The sequence below is a fragment of the Pantoea sp. Pa-EAmG genome (genome assembly GCF_030024295.1).
In the GTDB taxonomy this organism is placed as follows: Bacteria; Pseudomonadota; Gammaproteobacteria; order Enterobacterales; family Enterobacteriaceae; genus Pantoea; species Pantoea dispersa.
The window spans coordinates 1-14,321 of the sequence record NZ_JASEWO010000123.1 but is presented as its reverse complement, the minus strand read 5'-3'; the positions used below and the strand labels follow the sequence as shown (position 1 = coordinate 14,321).

The 14,321-nt window shown below is 61.4% G+C and carries 15 protein-coding genes; 9 read left to right on the top strand and 6 right to left on the bottom strand.

Annotation, left to right across the window (positions count from 1 at the left end; all coding sequences use genetic code 11):
* Positions 1–186: 186 nt before the first annotated feature.
* Positions 187–1,659, bottom strand: a complete 1,473-nt coding sequence (gene modF / locus QMM04_RS15795) for a molybdate ABC transporter ATP-binding protein ModF (RefSeq protein ID WP_282996505.1) — start codon at positions 1,657–1,659, stop codon at positions 187–189.
* A gap of 76 nt (positions 1,660–1,735) precedes the next feature.
* Positions 1,736–2,518 (bottom strand): molybdenum-dependent transcriptional regulator, encoded by a 783-nt coding sequence (gene modE / locus QMM04_RS15790; RefSeq protein ID WP_282996504.1) that lies wholly within the window; start codon positions 2,516–2,518, stop codon positions 1,736–1,738.
* A 117-nt stretch (positions 2,519–2,635) separates the two neighbouring features.
* On the opposite strand from modE, the gene QMM04_RS15785 reads away from it, so the two are divergent.
* From QMM04_RS15785 to modC, 4 genes are all read left to right on the top strand, one after another.
* Positions 2,636–2,794 (top strand): AcrZ family multidrug efflux pump-associated protein, encoded by a 159-nt coding sequence (locus QMM04_RS15785; protein ID WP_021508511.1) that lies wholly within the window; start codon positions 2,636–2,638, stop codon positions 2,792–2,794.
* 127 nt (positions 2,795–2,921) lie between these two features.
* Positions 2,922–3,695, top strand: a complete 774-nt coding sequence (modA, locus tag QMM04_RS15780) for a molybdate ABC transporter substrate-binding protein (protein ID WP_282996503.1) — start codon at positions 2,922–2,924, stop codon at positions 3,693–3,695.
* Positions 3,692–4,384, top strand: coding sequence for a molybdate ABC transporter permease subunit (modB, locus tag QMM04_RS15775; RefSeq protein WP_104092706.1), 693 nt, complete (start codon positions 3,692–3,694; stop codon positions 4,382–4,384). Before modA ends, modB begins: the two co-directional genes overlap by 4 nt.
* Positions 4,384–5,442, top strand: a complete 1,059-nt coding sequence (gene modC / locus QMM04_RS15770; RefSeq protein WP_150058428.1) for a molybdenum ABC transporter ATP-binding protein ModC — start codon at positions 4,384–4,386, stop codon at positions 5,440–5,442. The genes modB and modC overlap by 1 nt, the downstream gene beginning before the upstream one ends.
* A 107-nt stretch (positions 5,443–5,549) precedes the next feature.
* On the opposite strand, the gene QMM04_RS15765 is transcribed toward modC, so the two are convergent.
* Positions 5,550–6,368 carry a pyridoxal phosphatase gene (locus QMM04_RS15765; protein ID WP_282996502.1) on the bottom strand — a complete coding sequence of 273 codons (819 nt, stop codon included), beginning with the start codon at positions 6,366–6,368 and terminating at the stop codon, positions 5,550–5,552.
* Positions 6,369–6,516: 148 nt separating this feature from the next.
* On the opposite strand from QMM04_RS15765, the gene pgl reads away from it, so the two are divergent.
* Positions 6,517–7,512 carry a 6-phosphogluconolactonase gene (pgl, locus tag QMM04_RS15760; RefSeq protein ID WP_058781274.1) on the top strand — a complete coding sequence of 332 codons (996 nt, stop codon included), beginning with the start codon at positions 6,517–6,519 and terminating at the stop codon, positions 7,510–7,512.
* A 78-nt stretch (positions 7,513–7,590) separates the two neighbouring features.
* Here the strand turns inward: pgl and QMM04_RS15755 are convergent, their stop codons facing one another.
* Both QMM04_RS15755 and bioA read right to left on the bottom strand, forming a co-directional pair.
* A complete protein-coding gene (locus QMM04_RS15755; RefSeq protein ID WP_021508505.1) occupies positions 7,591–8,067 on the bottom strand; it encodes a kinase inhibitor in 477 nt (158 codons plus the stop codon).
* 67 nt (positions 8,068–8,134) lie between these two features.
* Positions 8,135–9,427 carry an adenosylmethionine--8-amino-7-oxononanoate transaminase gene (gene bioA, locus QMM04_RS15750; RefSeq protein ID WP_282996501.1) on the bottom strand — a complete coding sequence of 431 codons (1,293 nt, stop codon included), beginning with the start codon at positions 9,425–9,427 and terminating at the stop codon, positions 8,135–8,137.
* An 87-nt stretch (positions 9,428–9,514) separates the two neighbouring features.
* Between bioA and bioB the strand changes: the two genes are divergently transcribed.
* Genes bioB through bioD form a run of 4 tightly spaced genes read left to right on the top strand, consistent with a single transcriptional unit; the run spans position 9,515 to position 13,102 of the window.
* Positions 9,515–10,546 carry a biotin synthase BioB gene (bioB, locus tag QMM04_RS15745; RefSeq protein ID WP_282996500.1) on the top strand — a complete coding sequence of 344 codons (1,032 nt, stop codon included), beginning with the start codon at positions 9,515–9,517 and terminating at the stop codon, positions 10,544–10,546.
* Positions 10,547–11,698 carry an 8-amino-7-oxononanoate synthase gene (gene bioF / locus QMM04_RS15740; protein WP_282996499.1) on the top strand — a complete coding sequence of 384 codons (1,152 nt, stop codon included), beginning with the start codon at positions 10,547–10,549 and terminating at the stop codon, positions 11,696–11,698.
* Positions 11,679–12,434, top strand: a complete 756-nt coding sequence (gene bioC / locus QMM04_RS15735) for a malonyl-ACP O-methyltransferase BioC (RefSeq protein ID WP_282996498.1) — start codon at positions 11,679–11,681, stop codon at positions 12,432–12,434. Before bioF ends, bioC begins: the two co-directional genes overlap by 20 nt.
* Positions 12,431–13,102 (top strand): dethiobiotin synthase, encoded by a 672-nt coding sequence (gene bioD / locus QMM04_RS15730; protein ID WP_282996497.1) that lies wholly within the window; start codon positions 12,431–12,433, stop codon positions 13,100–13,102. Before bioC ends, bioD begins: the two co-directional genes overlap by 4 nt.
* Positions 13,103–13,144: 42 nt before the next feature.
* Here the strand turns inward: bioD and QMM04_RS15725 are convergent, their stop codons facing one another.
* A complete protein-coding gene (locus QMM04_RS15725; protein ID WP_282996496.1) occupies positions 13,145–13,861 on the bottom strand; it encodes an ATP-binding cassette domain-containing protein in 717 nt (238 codons plus the stop codon).
* Positions 13,862–14,321 lie beyond the last annotated feature (460 nt).

Genomic DNA, 14,321 nt, shown 5'->3' with positions numbered 1-14,321 from the left:
TCCAGTCTGGATAAATGGTATCGTTTACACAAGGTGACGATTCTCATTTTGTGGGTTTATGTGCAGCGTTTGCTGAATAATGCGGCAGGCTAGTGGTAGCGGTTACATTTTTAGGGAAGGAAATCTGTCAGGTGCGTACTGTTATCGCCGGGCCGCCATGGATGGCGACCCGCTCATCAATGAAAACTAACGCAACGCCTCCTGCTGATAAGCATAGCCCGCGCCCTGTTTTACAAAACTCAGGCGGTGGGTGATGCACTGCGGCGCGTCTTCGGCGTGGTGGGACACAAACATCAGCTGAGTACGGCCTTCGCCGATCAGCACATCAACAAAGCGGCGCACCAGCTGGCGGTTAATGGGATCGAGCCCCTGCAGTGGCTCATCCAGGATTAACAGCGTCGGGTGCTTCACCAGCGCGCGCGCAATCAGCACCAGCCGCTGCTGGCCCCACGACAGGCTATGAAACGGCGCATCGGCCAGCGCATTGTCCATGCCGAGCAGCGCCAGCCACTGGCGCGCCAGCGCTTTCTGCCGATCCGATACCGCCTGATACAGACCGATCGAATCAAAAAAGCCTGAGAGGATCACCGTACGCACGTTACAGCTGACGCGGTAATCCAGATGCAGGCTGCTGCTGACGTAACCGATATGCTGCTTGATGTCCCAGATGGTTTCACCGCTGCCGCGGCGAATACCAAACAACGTTAAATCATTGCTGTAGCCCTGCGGATGATCGCCGGTGACCAGGCTAAGCAGGGTCGATTTACCCGCGCCGTTGGGGCCGATGATCTGCCAGTGCTCGCCGGGATTGACCTGCCAGTTCAGGCCGTCGATCACCGCGTGATCGTTATACGACACCACGCCGTTGCGCAGGGTAACGCGCGGCGCATCTGCCGCCAGCTGCGGCAGCTGATCCGGCTGGTCCGGCTCCGGCAGCGCCATGCCCTGCAGGCGTTCGCTGTGCGCCAGCTGCGCCACCAGCGCTTCGGCGAGAATCGCCTGGCGCGCGCCCACGTGCGTCAGCGTGCACTCCGCCAGCACGCCGACCTGCTGGACAAAATCCGGGATATCGTCAAAGCGGTTCAGCACCAGTACCACGGTGTAGCCGTCGCGATGCAGCTGATGCAGCGTATCGGCAAGGCTGGCGCGCGATGCCACATCCAGACCATCAAAAGGTTCGTCGAGGATCAGCAAATCCGGCTGCGCCATCAGCGCCTGACACAGCAGCGTTTTGCGCGTTTCGCCGGTAGAAAGGTATTTGAAGCGGCGAGTCAGTAAAGCGCTGATGCCAAACTGCTGGGCCAGCGCCTGCGCCCGCGCCTCATCCTTTACTTCATCCTGAATGATCTCCAGCGCGGTGCGGCCGGTGTCATCTTCGCCTTCACTCAGCAGATCGGTGTTGTTGCGCTCCCACTCCTGCGTCACCAGCTGTTGTAGCTGCTCCAGCGACAGACGGGTGCGGCGCTGAAAATCCTGCCGCAGCTCGCCCTTTGCCGCCGTCAGCTCGCCGGACAGCGCGCGCGCCAGCGAAGATTTACCGCTGCCGTTGGCACCGACAAAGGCCCAGCTTTCGCCGCTGTGCAGGGTTAAGTCCGGCAGGGTCAGGGTACGGCTATCGCTCAGGTGAAATATGCCTTGCGAAATTTGCAATGAGGCCATGATTTGTTCCGTTTTCTGCATCAAGTCGCTCAGTTGTAGCGAGCCAGCGAAATGAAGTCAAATCATGGCGGCCAGATCAGAGCAGTGTGGCGATGATGGCGTGTTCGGCATTAAAACAGGCGGTCACGGCGCTGCCGGGCTGCAGATTATGCTGGCGAAGCGCCTGGCTGGGGACGGTGGCGCACAGCATTTCACCGCCTGCCAGTGCAATCAGCACTTCACTCTGCGTTTCGCCGGGTTCGATGGTGTGGACAACGCCCGGCAGCTGATTATCGCCCTCTGCGGCGTCAGGCGTCAGGCGGATCCACGGCGCTTTGATCAGCACCAGCACCTCTTTACCGCTGTCGAGCTGCAGCCGCTCCGCGCTGCGTTCGGTCAGGGCCACCTGCAGGCGCATCACGCCGTCGTTCAGCAGTACCTCAACATGCTGCTGCACCTGCTGACGATCGCGCGCCTGCACCGTGCCAAACAGCTGGTTGCGCGCGCTGGTTTGCAGGGAAAAGCGGGCGATCGCCGCCAGCAGGCTGTCAAGCGGCAGGCTGTCGTTTTGCAGCACGTCAAAGGCTTTTTGCTGGATCTGCTCCATCAATTGAAACAGCTGAATCAATCGCTCGCCGTAGCGCGTCAGCCGCGCACCACCGCCGCCTTTGCCGCCGGTCGCGCGTTCGACCAGCGTCTGATCCGCCAGCTGATTCATCTCATTGATGGCGTCCCAGGCGCTTTTATAGCTGATGCCCGCCAGTCTGGCGCCCTGGCTGATGGAGCCGGTTTCCTGCACGCGCCTGAGCAGCTCGATACGGCGCGGATCGGCAAACAGTTTCTGCTGAAGACGGATGTGAAGAGAGAGTTCTGCCTGCATGTCAGCTCCTTAGGTGAATGCGCCAATTGTAAGGCCTAAAGTAAAAGCACGAAAAGGGCAGTGCCTTTTTTTCTCCAGCCGTTACAATCACTTTTTTACTCTTTGCGCGAGGTTTCCATGCTGGAACTGTTAAAAAGCCTGGCGGTCGCCATCATCATGGTGCCCATCGTGATGGCGATTATGCTGGGTCTGATTTACGGCCTGGGTGAAGTCTTTAACGTCATCTCTAAATTTGGCCGCCGCGACGACCGTCCCGCCAATAGCTCACACCACTGATTTTTAACGCCCGCACGCTGCGGGCGTTTTGCCCTTAACTTCCCGCCGTTTTTGCCGATATAAAGCTCATGACAGCTTTCAGGCTCGCGTTGTATTATCAACTATATAACGTAACCTGGAGTTCTCTATGCAAAATACGCTTTATCACTGGGCGGCGGCAGCCGTGGTCACCGTGTCGCTGTCGGGTCAGGCGCTGGCGGCGGAGAAAATTACTGTGTTCGCTGCGGCCTCGCTGACCAATGCGATGCAGCAGATTGCCACGCAATATCAGCAAAAAAGCGGCGTTGAAGTGGTATCCTCGTTCGCTTCCTCGTCGACGCTGGCGCGGCAAATCGAGCAGGGCGCCCCGGCGGATCTGTTTATCTCTGCCGATCAGCAGTGGATGGACGATGCGGCGGCGAAAAACAGCGTGATCGGCAGTACGCGTCACACGCTGCTGGGCAATGATCTGGTGCTGGTGGCGGCAAAAAGCGCGCACGCGCAGCCGGTGACCATTAATGCGCAGACCAACTGGCAAAACCTGCTTAAGGGCGAGCGCCTGGCGGTGGGCGATCCGGATCACGTGCCGGCGGGCATTTATGCCAAAGAAGCGCTGCAAAAGCTGGGCGCGTGGGACACGCTGTCTTCACAGCTCGCACCGGCTAACAACGTGCGTGCCGCGCTGGCGCTGGTAGAACGCCGCGAAACGCCGTACGGCATCGTGTACGGTTCCGACGCGGTAGCCAGTGATAAGGTGCAGGTGGTCGGACGCTTCCCCGAAGCGAGTCACAAACCCGTAGAGTACCCGATGGCGGTGGTCAGCGATCACCAGAACGCAGCGGTGCAGGCCTTCTATGACTATCTGCAGGGGCCGGATGCCGCTGCCGTGTTTAAACAGTATGGATTTACGCCGAAGAGATGATACTGAGCGATCCCGAATGGCAGGCCGTATTCCTGAGCCTGAAAGTTTCCTGCGTGGCGGTGCTGTGCAGCCTGCCGTTTGGCATCCTGATGGCGTGGATTCTGGCGCGCTGTCGCTTTCCCGGCAAAACCCTGCTCGATAGCCTGATTCATCTGCCGCTGGTGCTGCCGCCGGTGGTGGTCGGCTATTTGCTGCTGCTGTCGCTCGGGCGGCGCGGCCTGATTGGCAGCTGGCTGTATGACTGGTTCGGCATCACCTTTGCCTTCAGCTGGCGCGGTGCGGTGCTGGCCTCCGCGGTGATGGCGTTTCCGCTGATGGTGCGCGCCATTCGTCTGGCGCTGGAAGCGGTAGACAGCCGGCTGGAGCAGGCGGCGCGAACCTTAGGCGCGGGCCGCTGGCGGGTGTTTTTCACCATCACGCTGCCGCTGACTTTTCCGGGTATCATCGTGGGCACCGTGCTGGCGTTTGCACGCTCGCTCGGTGAGTTTGGTGCCACCATTACTTTTGTCTCCAACATTCCCGGCGAAACCCGCACCATCCCGTCAGCCATGTTTACCCTGATTGAAACGCCCGGCGCGGAAGGCACTGCGGCGCGGCTGTGCGCGGTGGCGATTGCGCTGGCGCTGCTGTCGCTGGTGGCCTCGGAGCTGCTGGCGCGCTGGGGCCGCAAGCGGCTGGGAGCGGCCTGATGCTGAAAATCAACATTGCGCAACAGCTCGGTGAGCATCAGCTCAACGTCGATGTGGAGATTCCGGCCAGCGGCATCACCGCGATTTTTGGCGTGTCCGGGGCAGGAAAAACCTCATTAATCAATGCTATCAGCGGTCTGACGCAGCCGCAGAGCGGCCAGATTGCGCTTAACGATCGTCTGTTGTTTGACCGCGACAGCGGCATCAATCTGCCGCCGGAAAAACGCCGCATCGGCTACGTGTTTCAGGATGCGCGCCTGTTTCCCCATTATCGCGTGCGCGGCAATCTGCAGTATGGCATGGCGCCCAAAATGAAAGCGCAGTTCGGGGCGCTGGTGACGCTGCTGGGACTGGATGCGCTGCTGGATCGCTATCCGGCCTCGCTGTCGGGTGGCGAAAAGCAGCGCGTGGCGATGGGCCGGGCGCTGCTGAGCGCGCCGGATATCCTGCTGATGGACGAACCGCTGGCGTCGCTCGATCTGCCACGCAAGCGCGAGCTGATGCCCTATTTGCAGAAGCTGGCGAAGCAGGTGGAGATTCCGCTGCTGTACGTGAGCCACAGCCTGGAGGAGATTGTCCAGCTGGCGAATCAGGTGCTGGTGCTGGATAACGGTAACGTCAAAGCCTTCGGCACGCTGGAAAAAGTGTGGGGCAGCAGCGCGATGCGGCCCTGGCTGCCGGCGGCCGAGCGCAGCAGCGTGCTGCGCGTGCAGGTGCTGGAGCAGCATCCGGATTACCCGATGACCGCGCTGTCGCTTGGCGATCAGCACATCTGGGTCAGCCGGGTGAATCAGCCGGTGAAAAGCGTACTGCGCATCCGTATCGCCTCGGCGGACGTGTCGCTGGCGCTGCAGCCGCCGCAAAATACCTCGATCCGCAATATTTTACCGGCGCAGGTGGTGGAGCTGCTGGAGCTGGACGACCAGGTCGAAGTGAAGCTGCGCATCGGCGTCAGCGAGCTGTGGGCGCGCATTTCACCGTGGGCGCGCGACGAGCTGAATATCCGGCCCGATCAGTGGCTGTATGCGCAGATCAAGAGCGTGTCGATTACCGCGTAACACAAACCGGACGACAGCGCGGTACGTCCGGTCTGCGGATCAGCGCGTTTTTTCGCGCTTTTTTCCGGTCAACCCTACAGATGCCTTGTGCCGCGACCAGCCTGGCGTTACAGCACTTCCTGGTAGATCACCTGCGCAATGCCCGGCTCAAGGTTGGTACCGATCACTTTGCGCGCGCGTGCTTTGATGGCGTCATCGGCATTGCCCATCGCCACGCCCAGCCCGGCCTGCTCCAGCATGCTAAGATCGTTGTAATTGTCGCCAAACGCCAGCACGTCCTGCATGCTCAGACCCTGGCTCGCCGCCCACTGCGCCAGGCGTTTGCCTTTGCTGTTGCCGGCCTGGGCGATGTCGACCTGATCGTGCCACGACCATTCACACGCCAGACCCAGCTCGCGTTCGGTGCGCTCGGCAAACTGCTGCAGCGCGCGGGTATCCGGATGCGACAGGGCAAATTTCCAGATCGACTGCGCGTCGTGCGCCGCCTGCGCCAGGCTCGGCACCTGCACAAACAGCGGGCGCTGCGCTTCCGGCAGCGACTGCGCCCAGTTGAGGGTGCGCGTCACATGGCCGGTCGCTTCCTGGTACAGCATCGCATCATCGACATACAGCAGACCGTGAATATTCTCCTGATCGAGCATCTCAATCACTCGCGCCGCCTGACTTTTCTCCAGCGGATCGGCAGCCAGCACCCGTTGCGCCTGGTAATCGTACAGGTACGTGCCGTTACAGCAGATGGCGGGCGTTGTCAGCTGCAGCGCCTGATAAAACGGGTGAATCGCGCAGTGATGGCGACCGGTGACGATCAGCACCTGAACGCCAGCCTGTTGCGCGCGGGCTAAGGCTTCAAGGGATTCTGGCAGGATGGTTTTGTTTGGGGTCAGCAGGGTGCCGTCGAGGTCAAGGGCGATTACGCGATAGCTCATTACACTTTCCGTCTGGAGTTAGCAAAGCAGTAAGTCTACACCCGCCAGCGGCCCTGAGACAAAAAGCAGGGCACAAATCAGCCCAGCGCGCGGCGGTGAAACGCGCTACAGTTACTGTTTTTCATCAGGCAGCGAATAAGGAAAACGCATGAAACAAGTCGTGTATACCGCCAGTCCCGAGAGCCAGCAGATCCACGCCTGGCAGATGCAGGAAGATGGCGCACTGACGTTATTGCAGGTCACGGATGTGGCTGGCCAGGTGCAGCCGATGGTGGTGAGCCCGAAGAAAGATTTTCTCTATGTCGGCGTGCGTCCGAATTTTCGCGTACTGGCGTACCGCATTGCGGCCGACGGTACGTTGAGCCTGGCCGGTGAAGCGCCGCTGCCGGGCAGCCCGACTCACATTTCTACCGACCGCCAGGGCAACTATCTGTTCTGCGGCTCCTATAACGATGCCTGCGTCAGCATCAGCCCGATTGGCAGCGACGGCCTGCCGCAGGCGCCGCTGCAGGTAATTAACGGGCTGGAAGGCTGCCATTCGGCGAATATCGACCTCAGCAACCAGACGCTGTTTGTACCGGCGCTGAAGCAGGATCGCATCTGCCTGTATCAGCTGCAGGCCGACGGCACGCTGGCACCGCGCGCGCAGCCACAGGTGACCACCGTAGAAGGCGCCGGCCCGCGTCATATGGCGTTCCACCCGAACGGTGCCTATGGCTATGTGGTTAACGAACTGGACAGTACCGTCGACGTCTGGGCACTGAACAATGTTAACGGCCAGGTCGAGCGCGTGCAGAGTCTTGATATCATGCCGCCGGGCTTCAGCGATACACGCTGGGCAGCAGATATCCATATCACCCCGGACGGTCGCTTCCTGTATGCCTGTGACCGCACCAGCAGCACGCTGACCGTGTTCAGTATCAGTGAGGACGGCTCGGTGCTGACGATTGAAGGTTATCAGCCGACCGAAACTCAGCCGCGTGGCTTTAACATTGATGGCAGCGGTCAGTATCTGGTGGCGGCGGGGCAGAAATCGCATCACATTGAAGTCTATCGCATTGGCGATCGTGGCCTACTGCAACCGCTGGCGCGTTACGCCGTGGGTCAGGGCCCGATGTGGGTAGTGATTCACGCGCTGGACTGAGGAACGCGCTTCGGTCATGCAGGGTCGCCATCTACGGCGACCTCTGTCAGGGTGCGCAGCGATGCGCACCTTATGCAATCAGGCGTATTTCACCGTGATCGACGCGCTGGCCAGCGCATGGAAGTGCACGTTGAAGCCGACCATCGCGCCGCTGGCACCTTCGTCCACCTCAATTTTCTCCACGTCCAGCGCATGCACCGTAAAGATGTAGCGATGCGATTCGCCCTGCGGCGGCGCTGCACCACCGTAACCGTTCTGGCCGAAATCGGTGCGCGTCTGAATGGCACCCTCCGGCAGTTCCGCCACGCCGGAACCGGCGCCCTGTGACAGCACGGTCACCTCAGCCGGAATATTGGCGACCACCCAGTGCCACCAGCCGGAGCCGGTCGGGGCATCCGGATCGTAGCAGGTCACCACAAAGCTTTTGGTGCCGGCCGGCACTTCATCCCATGCCAGGTGCGGCGACAGATTATCGCCCTGGTAACCCATGCCGTTAAACACGTGGCGCTCGGGCATTTTATCGCCATCGTTAAAATCCTGGCTCACTACGCGCATGATCTCTCCTTTCCTGTTGTGTACTGCTCTCCATGATGGTGGAAAATGGCGGCGAGTGCCAGCGGTGTCAGGGCTGAAAGTGGCCGTCCACCGCCAGTGCAGCGCTTAACGCCGCCGTCAGCTGCGTCAGCTGTGCGGCAGAAATCAGATAAGGTGGCATCAGGTAAATCAGCTTACCGAATGGGCGAATCCATACGCCGCGTTCCACGAAGAACTGCTGCAGCGCCGCCATGTTCACCGGCTGATGGGTTTCAATCACGCCAATCGCCCCCAGCACGCGCGCATCCGCCACCAGCGGATGGTCGCGCAGCGGCAGCAGTTCCGCACGCAGCTGCTGTTCAATCGCCGCCACCTGCGCCGGCCAGTGCCCTTCGTTGATCAGCTTCAGGCTTTCGACTGCCACCGCACAGGCCAGCGGATTGCCCATAAACGTCGGACCGTGCATAAAGCAGCCCGCCGCGCTGCGGCTGATGGTATCGGCGACGTCGCGCGTGGTCAGGGTGGCGGAGAGCGTCAGGGTGCCGCCGGTCAGCGCCTTGCCGAGACACAAAATGTCCGGCGTGATGCCGGCGTGTTCGCAGGCAAACAGCTTGCCGCTGCGGCCGAAGCCGGTGGCGATCTCATCGGCAATCAGCAATAAACCGTAGCGATCGCACAGCGTCCGCACCTGTTGCAGATAGCGTGGATGGTAGAAACGCATGCCGCCGGCACCCTGCACGATAGGTTCGAGGATCACCGCGGCGATACTGCGATGGTGCTGCTCGATTAGCCGGGCGAAATCGGCAATATCGTTGTCATCCCAGTCATCGTCAAAGCCACACTGCGGCGCGCGGGCGAACAGATGCTCGGGCAGGTAGCCGCGCCACAGGCTGTGCATGGAGTTTTCCGGATCGCAGACCGACATGGCGGCAAACGTATCGCCGTGATAACCGCGCTGCAGCGTGAGGAATTTCTGCCGCGTCTCTCCGCGTCCCAGCCAGTACTGCAGCGCCATTTTCATCGACACTTCGACGGCGATCGAGCCGGAATCGGCGAGGAACACGCACTCCAGCGCCTCGGGCGTCATGGCGATCAGCTGGCGGCTCAGCTCCACGGCTGGCGGATGGGTGATGCCGCCGAACATCACGTGTGACATCTGCGCCATCTGCTGCTGCAACGCCTGATTGAGGCGCGGATGGTTATAGCCGTGGATCGCTGCCCACCACGACGACATGCCGTCGACCAGCTCACGTCCATCGGCCAGCTGCAGCGTGCAGCCGTGCGCGGCCACCACCGGGTAGCACGGCAGCGGATCGCGCATTGAGGTGTAAGGATGCCAGATATGCTGGCGGTCAAAGCGGAGGTCGTCCTGTGTGAACATCTGTCTTGTAAACCATTTTGAAAAGATTTAGTTTACAAGTATAACCACGTTAATCGTCAGGATGAACCCCCTTTTTTGGAGTAAGCAATGGCTAATCGCTGGACACTGGCTCAGGCTCAGGCGCTATTTGATAAACCTTTTCTCGAGCTGATGTTTGAAGCACAGCAGGTGCACCGCCAGCACTTCGACCCGCGTCAGGTGCAGGTCAGCACGCTGCTGTCGATCAAAACCGGCGCCTGTCCGGAAGACTGTAAATACTGTCCGCAGAGCGCGCGTTACAAAACCGGGCTGGAAACCGAGCGCCTGCTGGAGGTGGAAGCGGTGCTGGAATCGGCGCGCAAGGCCAAAGCAGCCGGCTCCAGCCGCTTCTGCATGGGCGCAGCGTGGAAAAACCCGCACGAGCGCGACATGCCGTACCTTGAGCAGATGGTGCAGGGCGTGAAAGCCATGGGCATGGAAACCTGCATGACGCTGGGCACGCTCGACCACGATCAGGCGCAGCGGCTGGCCAGCGCCGGGCTCGATTTTTACAACCATAACCTCGACACCTCGCCGGAGTTTTACGGCAGCATCATCACCACCCGTACCTATCAGGAGCGTCTTGATACGCTGGATAAAGTGCGCAACGCCGGCATCAAAGTGTGCTCAGGCGGCATTGTCGGGCTGGGCGAAACGGTCAACGACCGCGCCGGTTTGCTGGTGCAGCTGGCCAACCTGCCCACGCCGCCGGAGAGCGTGCCGATTAACATGCTGGTGAAAGTCAAAGGCACGCCGCTGGCGGATAACGATGACGTCGAGCCGTTCGACTTTATCCGCACCATTGCCGTGGCGCGCATCATGATGCCGACCTCGCACGTGCGCCTGTCGGCCGGTCGCGAGCAGATGAGCGAACAGACCCAGGCGATGTGCTTCATGGCGGGTGCCAACTCGATTTTCTACGGCTGCAAGCTGCTGACCACGCCGAACCCGGAAGAGGACAAAGATCTGATCCTGTTCCGCAAGCTGGGCCTGAATCCGGAGCACACCGCTACGACTGCAGGCGATAACGAACAGCAGCATCAGCTCAGCGAGCAGTTGCTGCACGCCGACAGCGCGCAGTTCTATAACGCGGCCGTGTAAATGTGGTCTGAACGTATTGCGCAGGCGCTGACGGCGCAGCGTGCCGCCGACGGCTGGCGGCAACGGCGGCGCATTGAGCACAACAGCGTGCGTGAAATTACCCTCGACGGGCAGCGCTATCGCCACTTCTCCAGCAATGATTACCTCGGCCTGAGCCAGCATCCGGCGGTGATGGCCGCCTGGCAGCAGGGTGTGTGCGAGGCGGGCGTCGGTGCCGGGGCTTCCGGCCACGTCACCGGCTACAGCCGTCACCATGCGCAGCTGGAGCAGCAGCTGGCGTCCTGGCTCGGCTACCCGCGCGCGCTGCTGTTTATCTCCGGCTTTGCCGCCAACCAGGCAGTGATCCATCTGCTGGCGCAAAAGTCGGATCGCATTATCGCTGACAAACTGGCGCACGCCTCGCTGCTGGATGCCGCCAGCCACAGTCCGGCAACGCTGCGCCGTTTTGCCCACAACCAGCCGGCCAGCCTGGCGAAGCTGCTGGCGACGCGCGCGGAAGGCGGCACGCTGGTGGTGACCGAGGGCGTATTCAGCATGGATGGCGACAGTGCGCCGCTGGCTGAACTTGCCGCCGAAACCCGGCGCGCGGGCGGCTGGCTGCTGGTGGACGATGCGCACGGCATTGGCGTCACCGGTGAGCAGGGGCGCGGCAGCTGCTGGCAGCAGCAGGTGAAACCGGAACTGCTGGTGGTGACTTTTGGTAAAGGCTTTGGCGTCAGCGGCGCCGCGCTGCTGTGTGATGACGCTACCGCAGATTACGTCGAGCAATTCTCGCGCCATTTAATCTATTCCACCGCCATGCCGCCGGCGCAGTGCTGTGCGCTGCTGGCGGCGCTGGCGCAGATCCAGCAGGGCGACGCGTTGCGCGCGCGGTTACAGCAAAATATTGCCCGCTTTCGCGCGGGCGCGGCGCAGTTGCCGTGGCAGCTGATGGCCTCTGACAGCGCCATTCAGCCGCTGATCGTCGGTGAAAACCACGCCGCGCTGGCGCTGGCGCAGCGGCTGGCGCAGGCCGGTTGCTGGGTGAGCGCGATCCGGCCACCGACGGTGCCGCCGGGTACCGCGCGGCTGCGCATTACGCTCACCGCGGCGCATCATCCCGAAGATATCGACGCGTTGCTGGAGGCACTGTATGACGCTGCAGGTGAATAAACAGGCGGTGGCGCAGGCGTTTGGCCGGGCGGCCGCGCACTACGAACAGCATGCCCAGCTGCAGCGCCAGAGCGGCGAGGCGCTGCTGGCGCTGGCGCCGGCCGGATTTGGCCCGCAGCTACTGGATGCCGGCTGCGGCACCGGCTGGTTCAGCCGCTACTGGCGCGATCGCGGTCGCCAGGTCTGCGCGCTGGATCTGGCACCGGCGATGCTGCAGGCGGCACGCGAACAGCACTCGGCGCACGACTATTTACAGGGCGATATCGACCAGTTACCGCTGGCGGATAACAGCGTCGACGGCGTCTGGAGCAACCTGGCGGTGCAGTGGAGCAGCGATCTGCGCACCGCGCTGCTGCAGTTTCTGCGCGTGACGCGCCCGGGCGGCAGCGTGCTGTTTTCGACGCTGCTCGACGGCTCGCTGCAGGAGGTGCACCAGGCGTGGGCGCAGATCGATGGTCGGCGTCACGCCAATCGCTTCCTCAGCGGCGATGCCTTTGCCCTGGCGACCGCGGGCCTGCCGCTGCGCAGCCAGACGCAGATCGTCACGCTGCACTTCCCCAGCGCGCTCAGCGCCATGCGCTCGCTGAAAGGCATCGGCGCAACGCATCTGCACGATGGGCGACACGCGGCTCTGCTGACGCGCCCGCAGCTGGCGCAGCTGGAGCAGCACTGGCCGCAGGATGCGCACGGCTATCGTCTCAGTTATCACCTGATGTATGGAGTTTTACAAAAATGACACGCTGGTTTATTACCGGAACTGACACCGAAGTGGGTAAAACAGTCGCCAGCGGCGCTCTGTTGCAGGCGGCCAGCGCTGCGGGATTACGCACTGCTGGCTACAAACCGGTGGCCTCCGGCTGCGAGATTACGCCCGACGGCGTGCGCAACAGCGACGCGCTGGCGCTGCAGCGCTACAGCAGCCTGGCGCTGAGCTATGAGCAGGTAAACCCGCTGGCGTTCATCGAACCGACGTCGCCGCATATCGTCAGCGCGGAAGAGGGCAGACCGATTGAATTTGCGCAGCTCTCCGCTGGCTTACGCGCGCTGGAACAGCAGGCTGAATGGGTGCTGGTGGAAGGCGCGGGCGGCTGGTTCACGCCGCTGTCCGCGACACAAACTTACGCCGACTGGGTCGCCACCGAGCAGCTGCCGGTGATTCTGGTGGTCGGCGTGAAGCTCGGCTGCATCAACCACGCCATGCTGACGGCGGAAGCGGTGAAAGCGCGCGGGTTGCGCCTCGCCGGCTGGATTGCCAATGACATCCAGCCGCCGGGTAAGCGACATGCGGAATATCTGGCGACGCTGCAACAGCGCATTGCGGCCCCGTTCCTCGGTGAGATTCCGTGGCTGAGCAGCGCGGCGCAGCAGGCCGACTGTGGCCGTTACCTTACCCTGCCACAGTAAATGGCGCGGCGGCGCAGCACTCTGCGCCGCACGCTACCGACGCTAGGTGGCCGTTAACCACTTATTCACCGTGACATCATCCAGTTGTGCCACGCTGCCCTGCGCCACGTTGCGGCCACGATGCAGCAGCAGAAAATAGTCCGCCACGCGGCGAATGAACGACACATGCTGTTCGAGCAGCAGAATCGTCAGGCCATAGTCGCGGTTCAGGCGGCGAATCAGATTCCCCATCTCCTCCTCCAGCCACGGCGACATGCCTTCGGTGGGTTCATCCAGGATCAGCAGTTTCGGCTGCAGCACCAGCGCGCGCGCCAGGGCCAGCTGCTGCTGCTGATCCATCGGCAGTTCGCCGCTGCGCTGGTGACGCAGCGAGTAGAGCGCCGGAAACAGATCGAACACCATCTCGGGAATGGCGCGGCTGCGATCGTCCTGTGCCGCCATCAGCGCAATCAGCAGGTTATCTTCCACGCTCATCTGGGAAAAGATGTGGCGTCCCTGTGGTACGTAGCCGATGCCCATGCGCGCGCGTTGCTCAGCAGGCTGCAGCAGCAGGTTTTCCGGCGGCGCGCCGTCTTCCTGCCAGGTCATCGATCCACTATTAATGGGCAGGCGACCCATAATACAGTTCACCAGCGTGGTTTTGCCCATCCCCGGGCTGCCCAGCACGCCGGTGCAGGTGCCTGGCGGCAGATCGAGATCCACATCCCATAAAATATGGTTCTGACCGTAAAATTGATTCACCGAACGTAAACTCAGCATCTGACATTCTCCTTCCAGATTATTCGCCTGAATGCTCCCGCTCTGTGTCGTCTGGCATACAGTCATGCACAATGGCTATTGGGACACTGCTGTCGCCGGCGGCGCTTGTTCATCCTGCCGGCATGGACTCGTCACTCCACCGTTAATTCACTGCAATTCTCAGGCCAGATCCGCCAAAGCAGCCTCAACCGGGGTAAAAGGCAGCGAAACTCGCCATAATTGATGAGAAAATCTTAACAATTGCCCGCAGTAATAACTCGCCTGCACTTTGACGGTGCTGACTGCTTAACGTTTCTGGTGCATCTGTGCTGTCATAAGGCAGGGGCTGAAGAAATAAGTGGCCTTAACGCTGGGCTTTTTCCCGTTACGGCACGATGGGGTACGCCAAAAGAATAGTTAAAGCCGCACGGGATGATGGAAAAATAATCGCAAAAAAAATTTTTTCGCACGGCAGGATAAG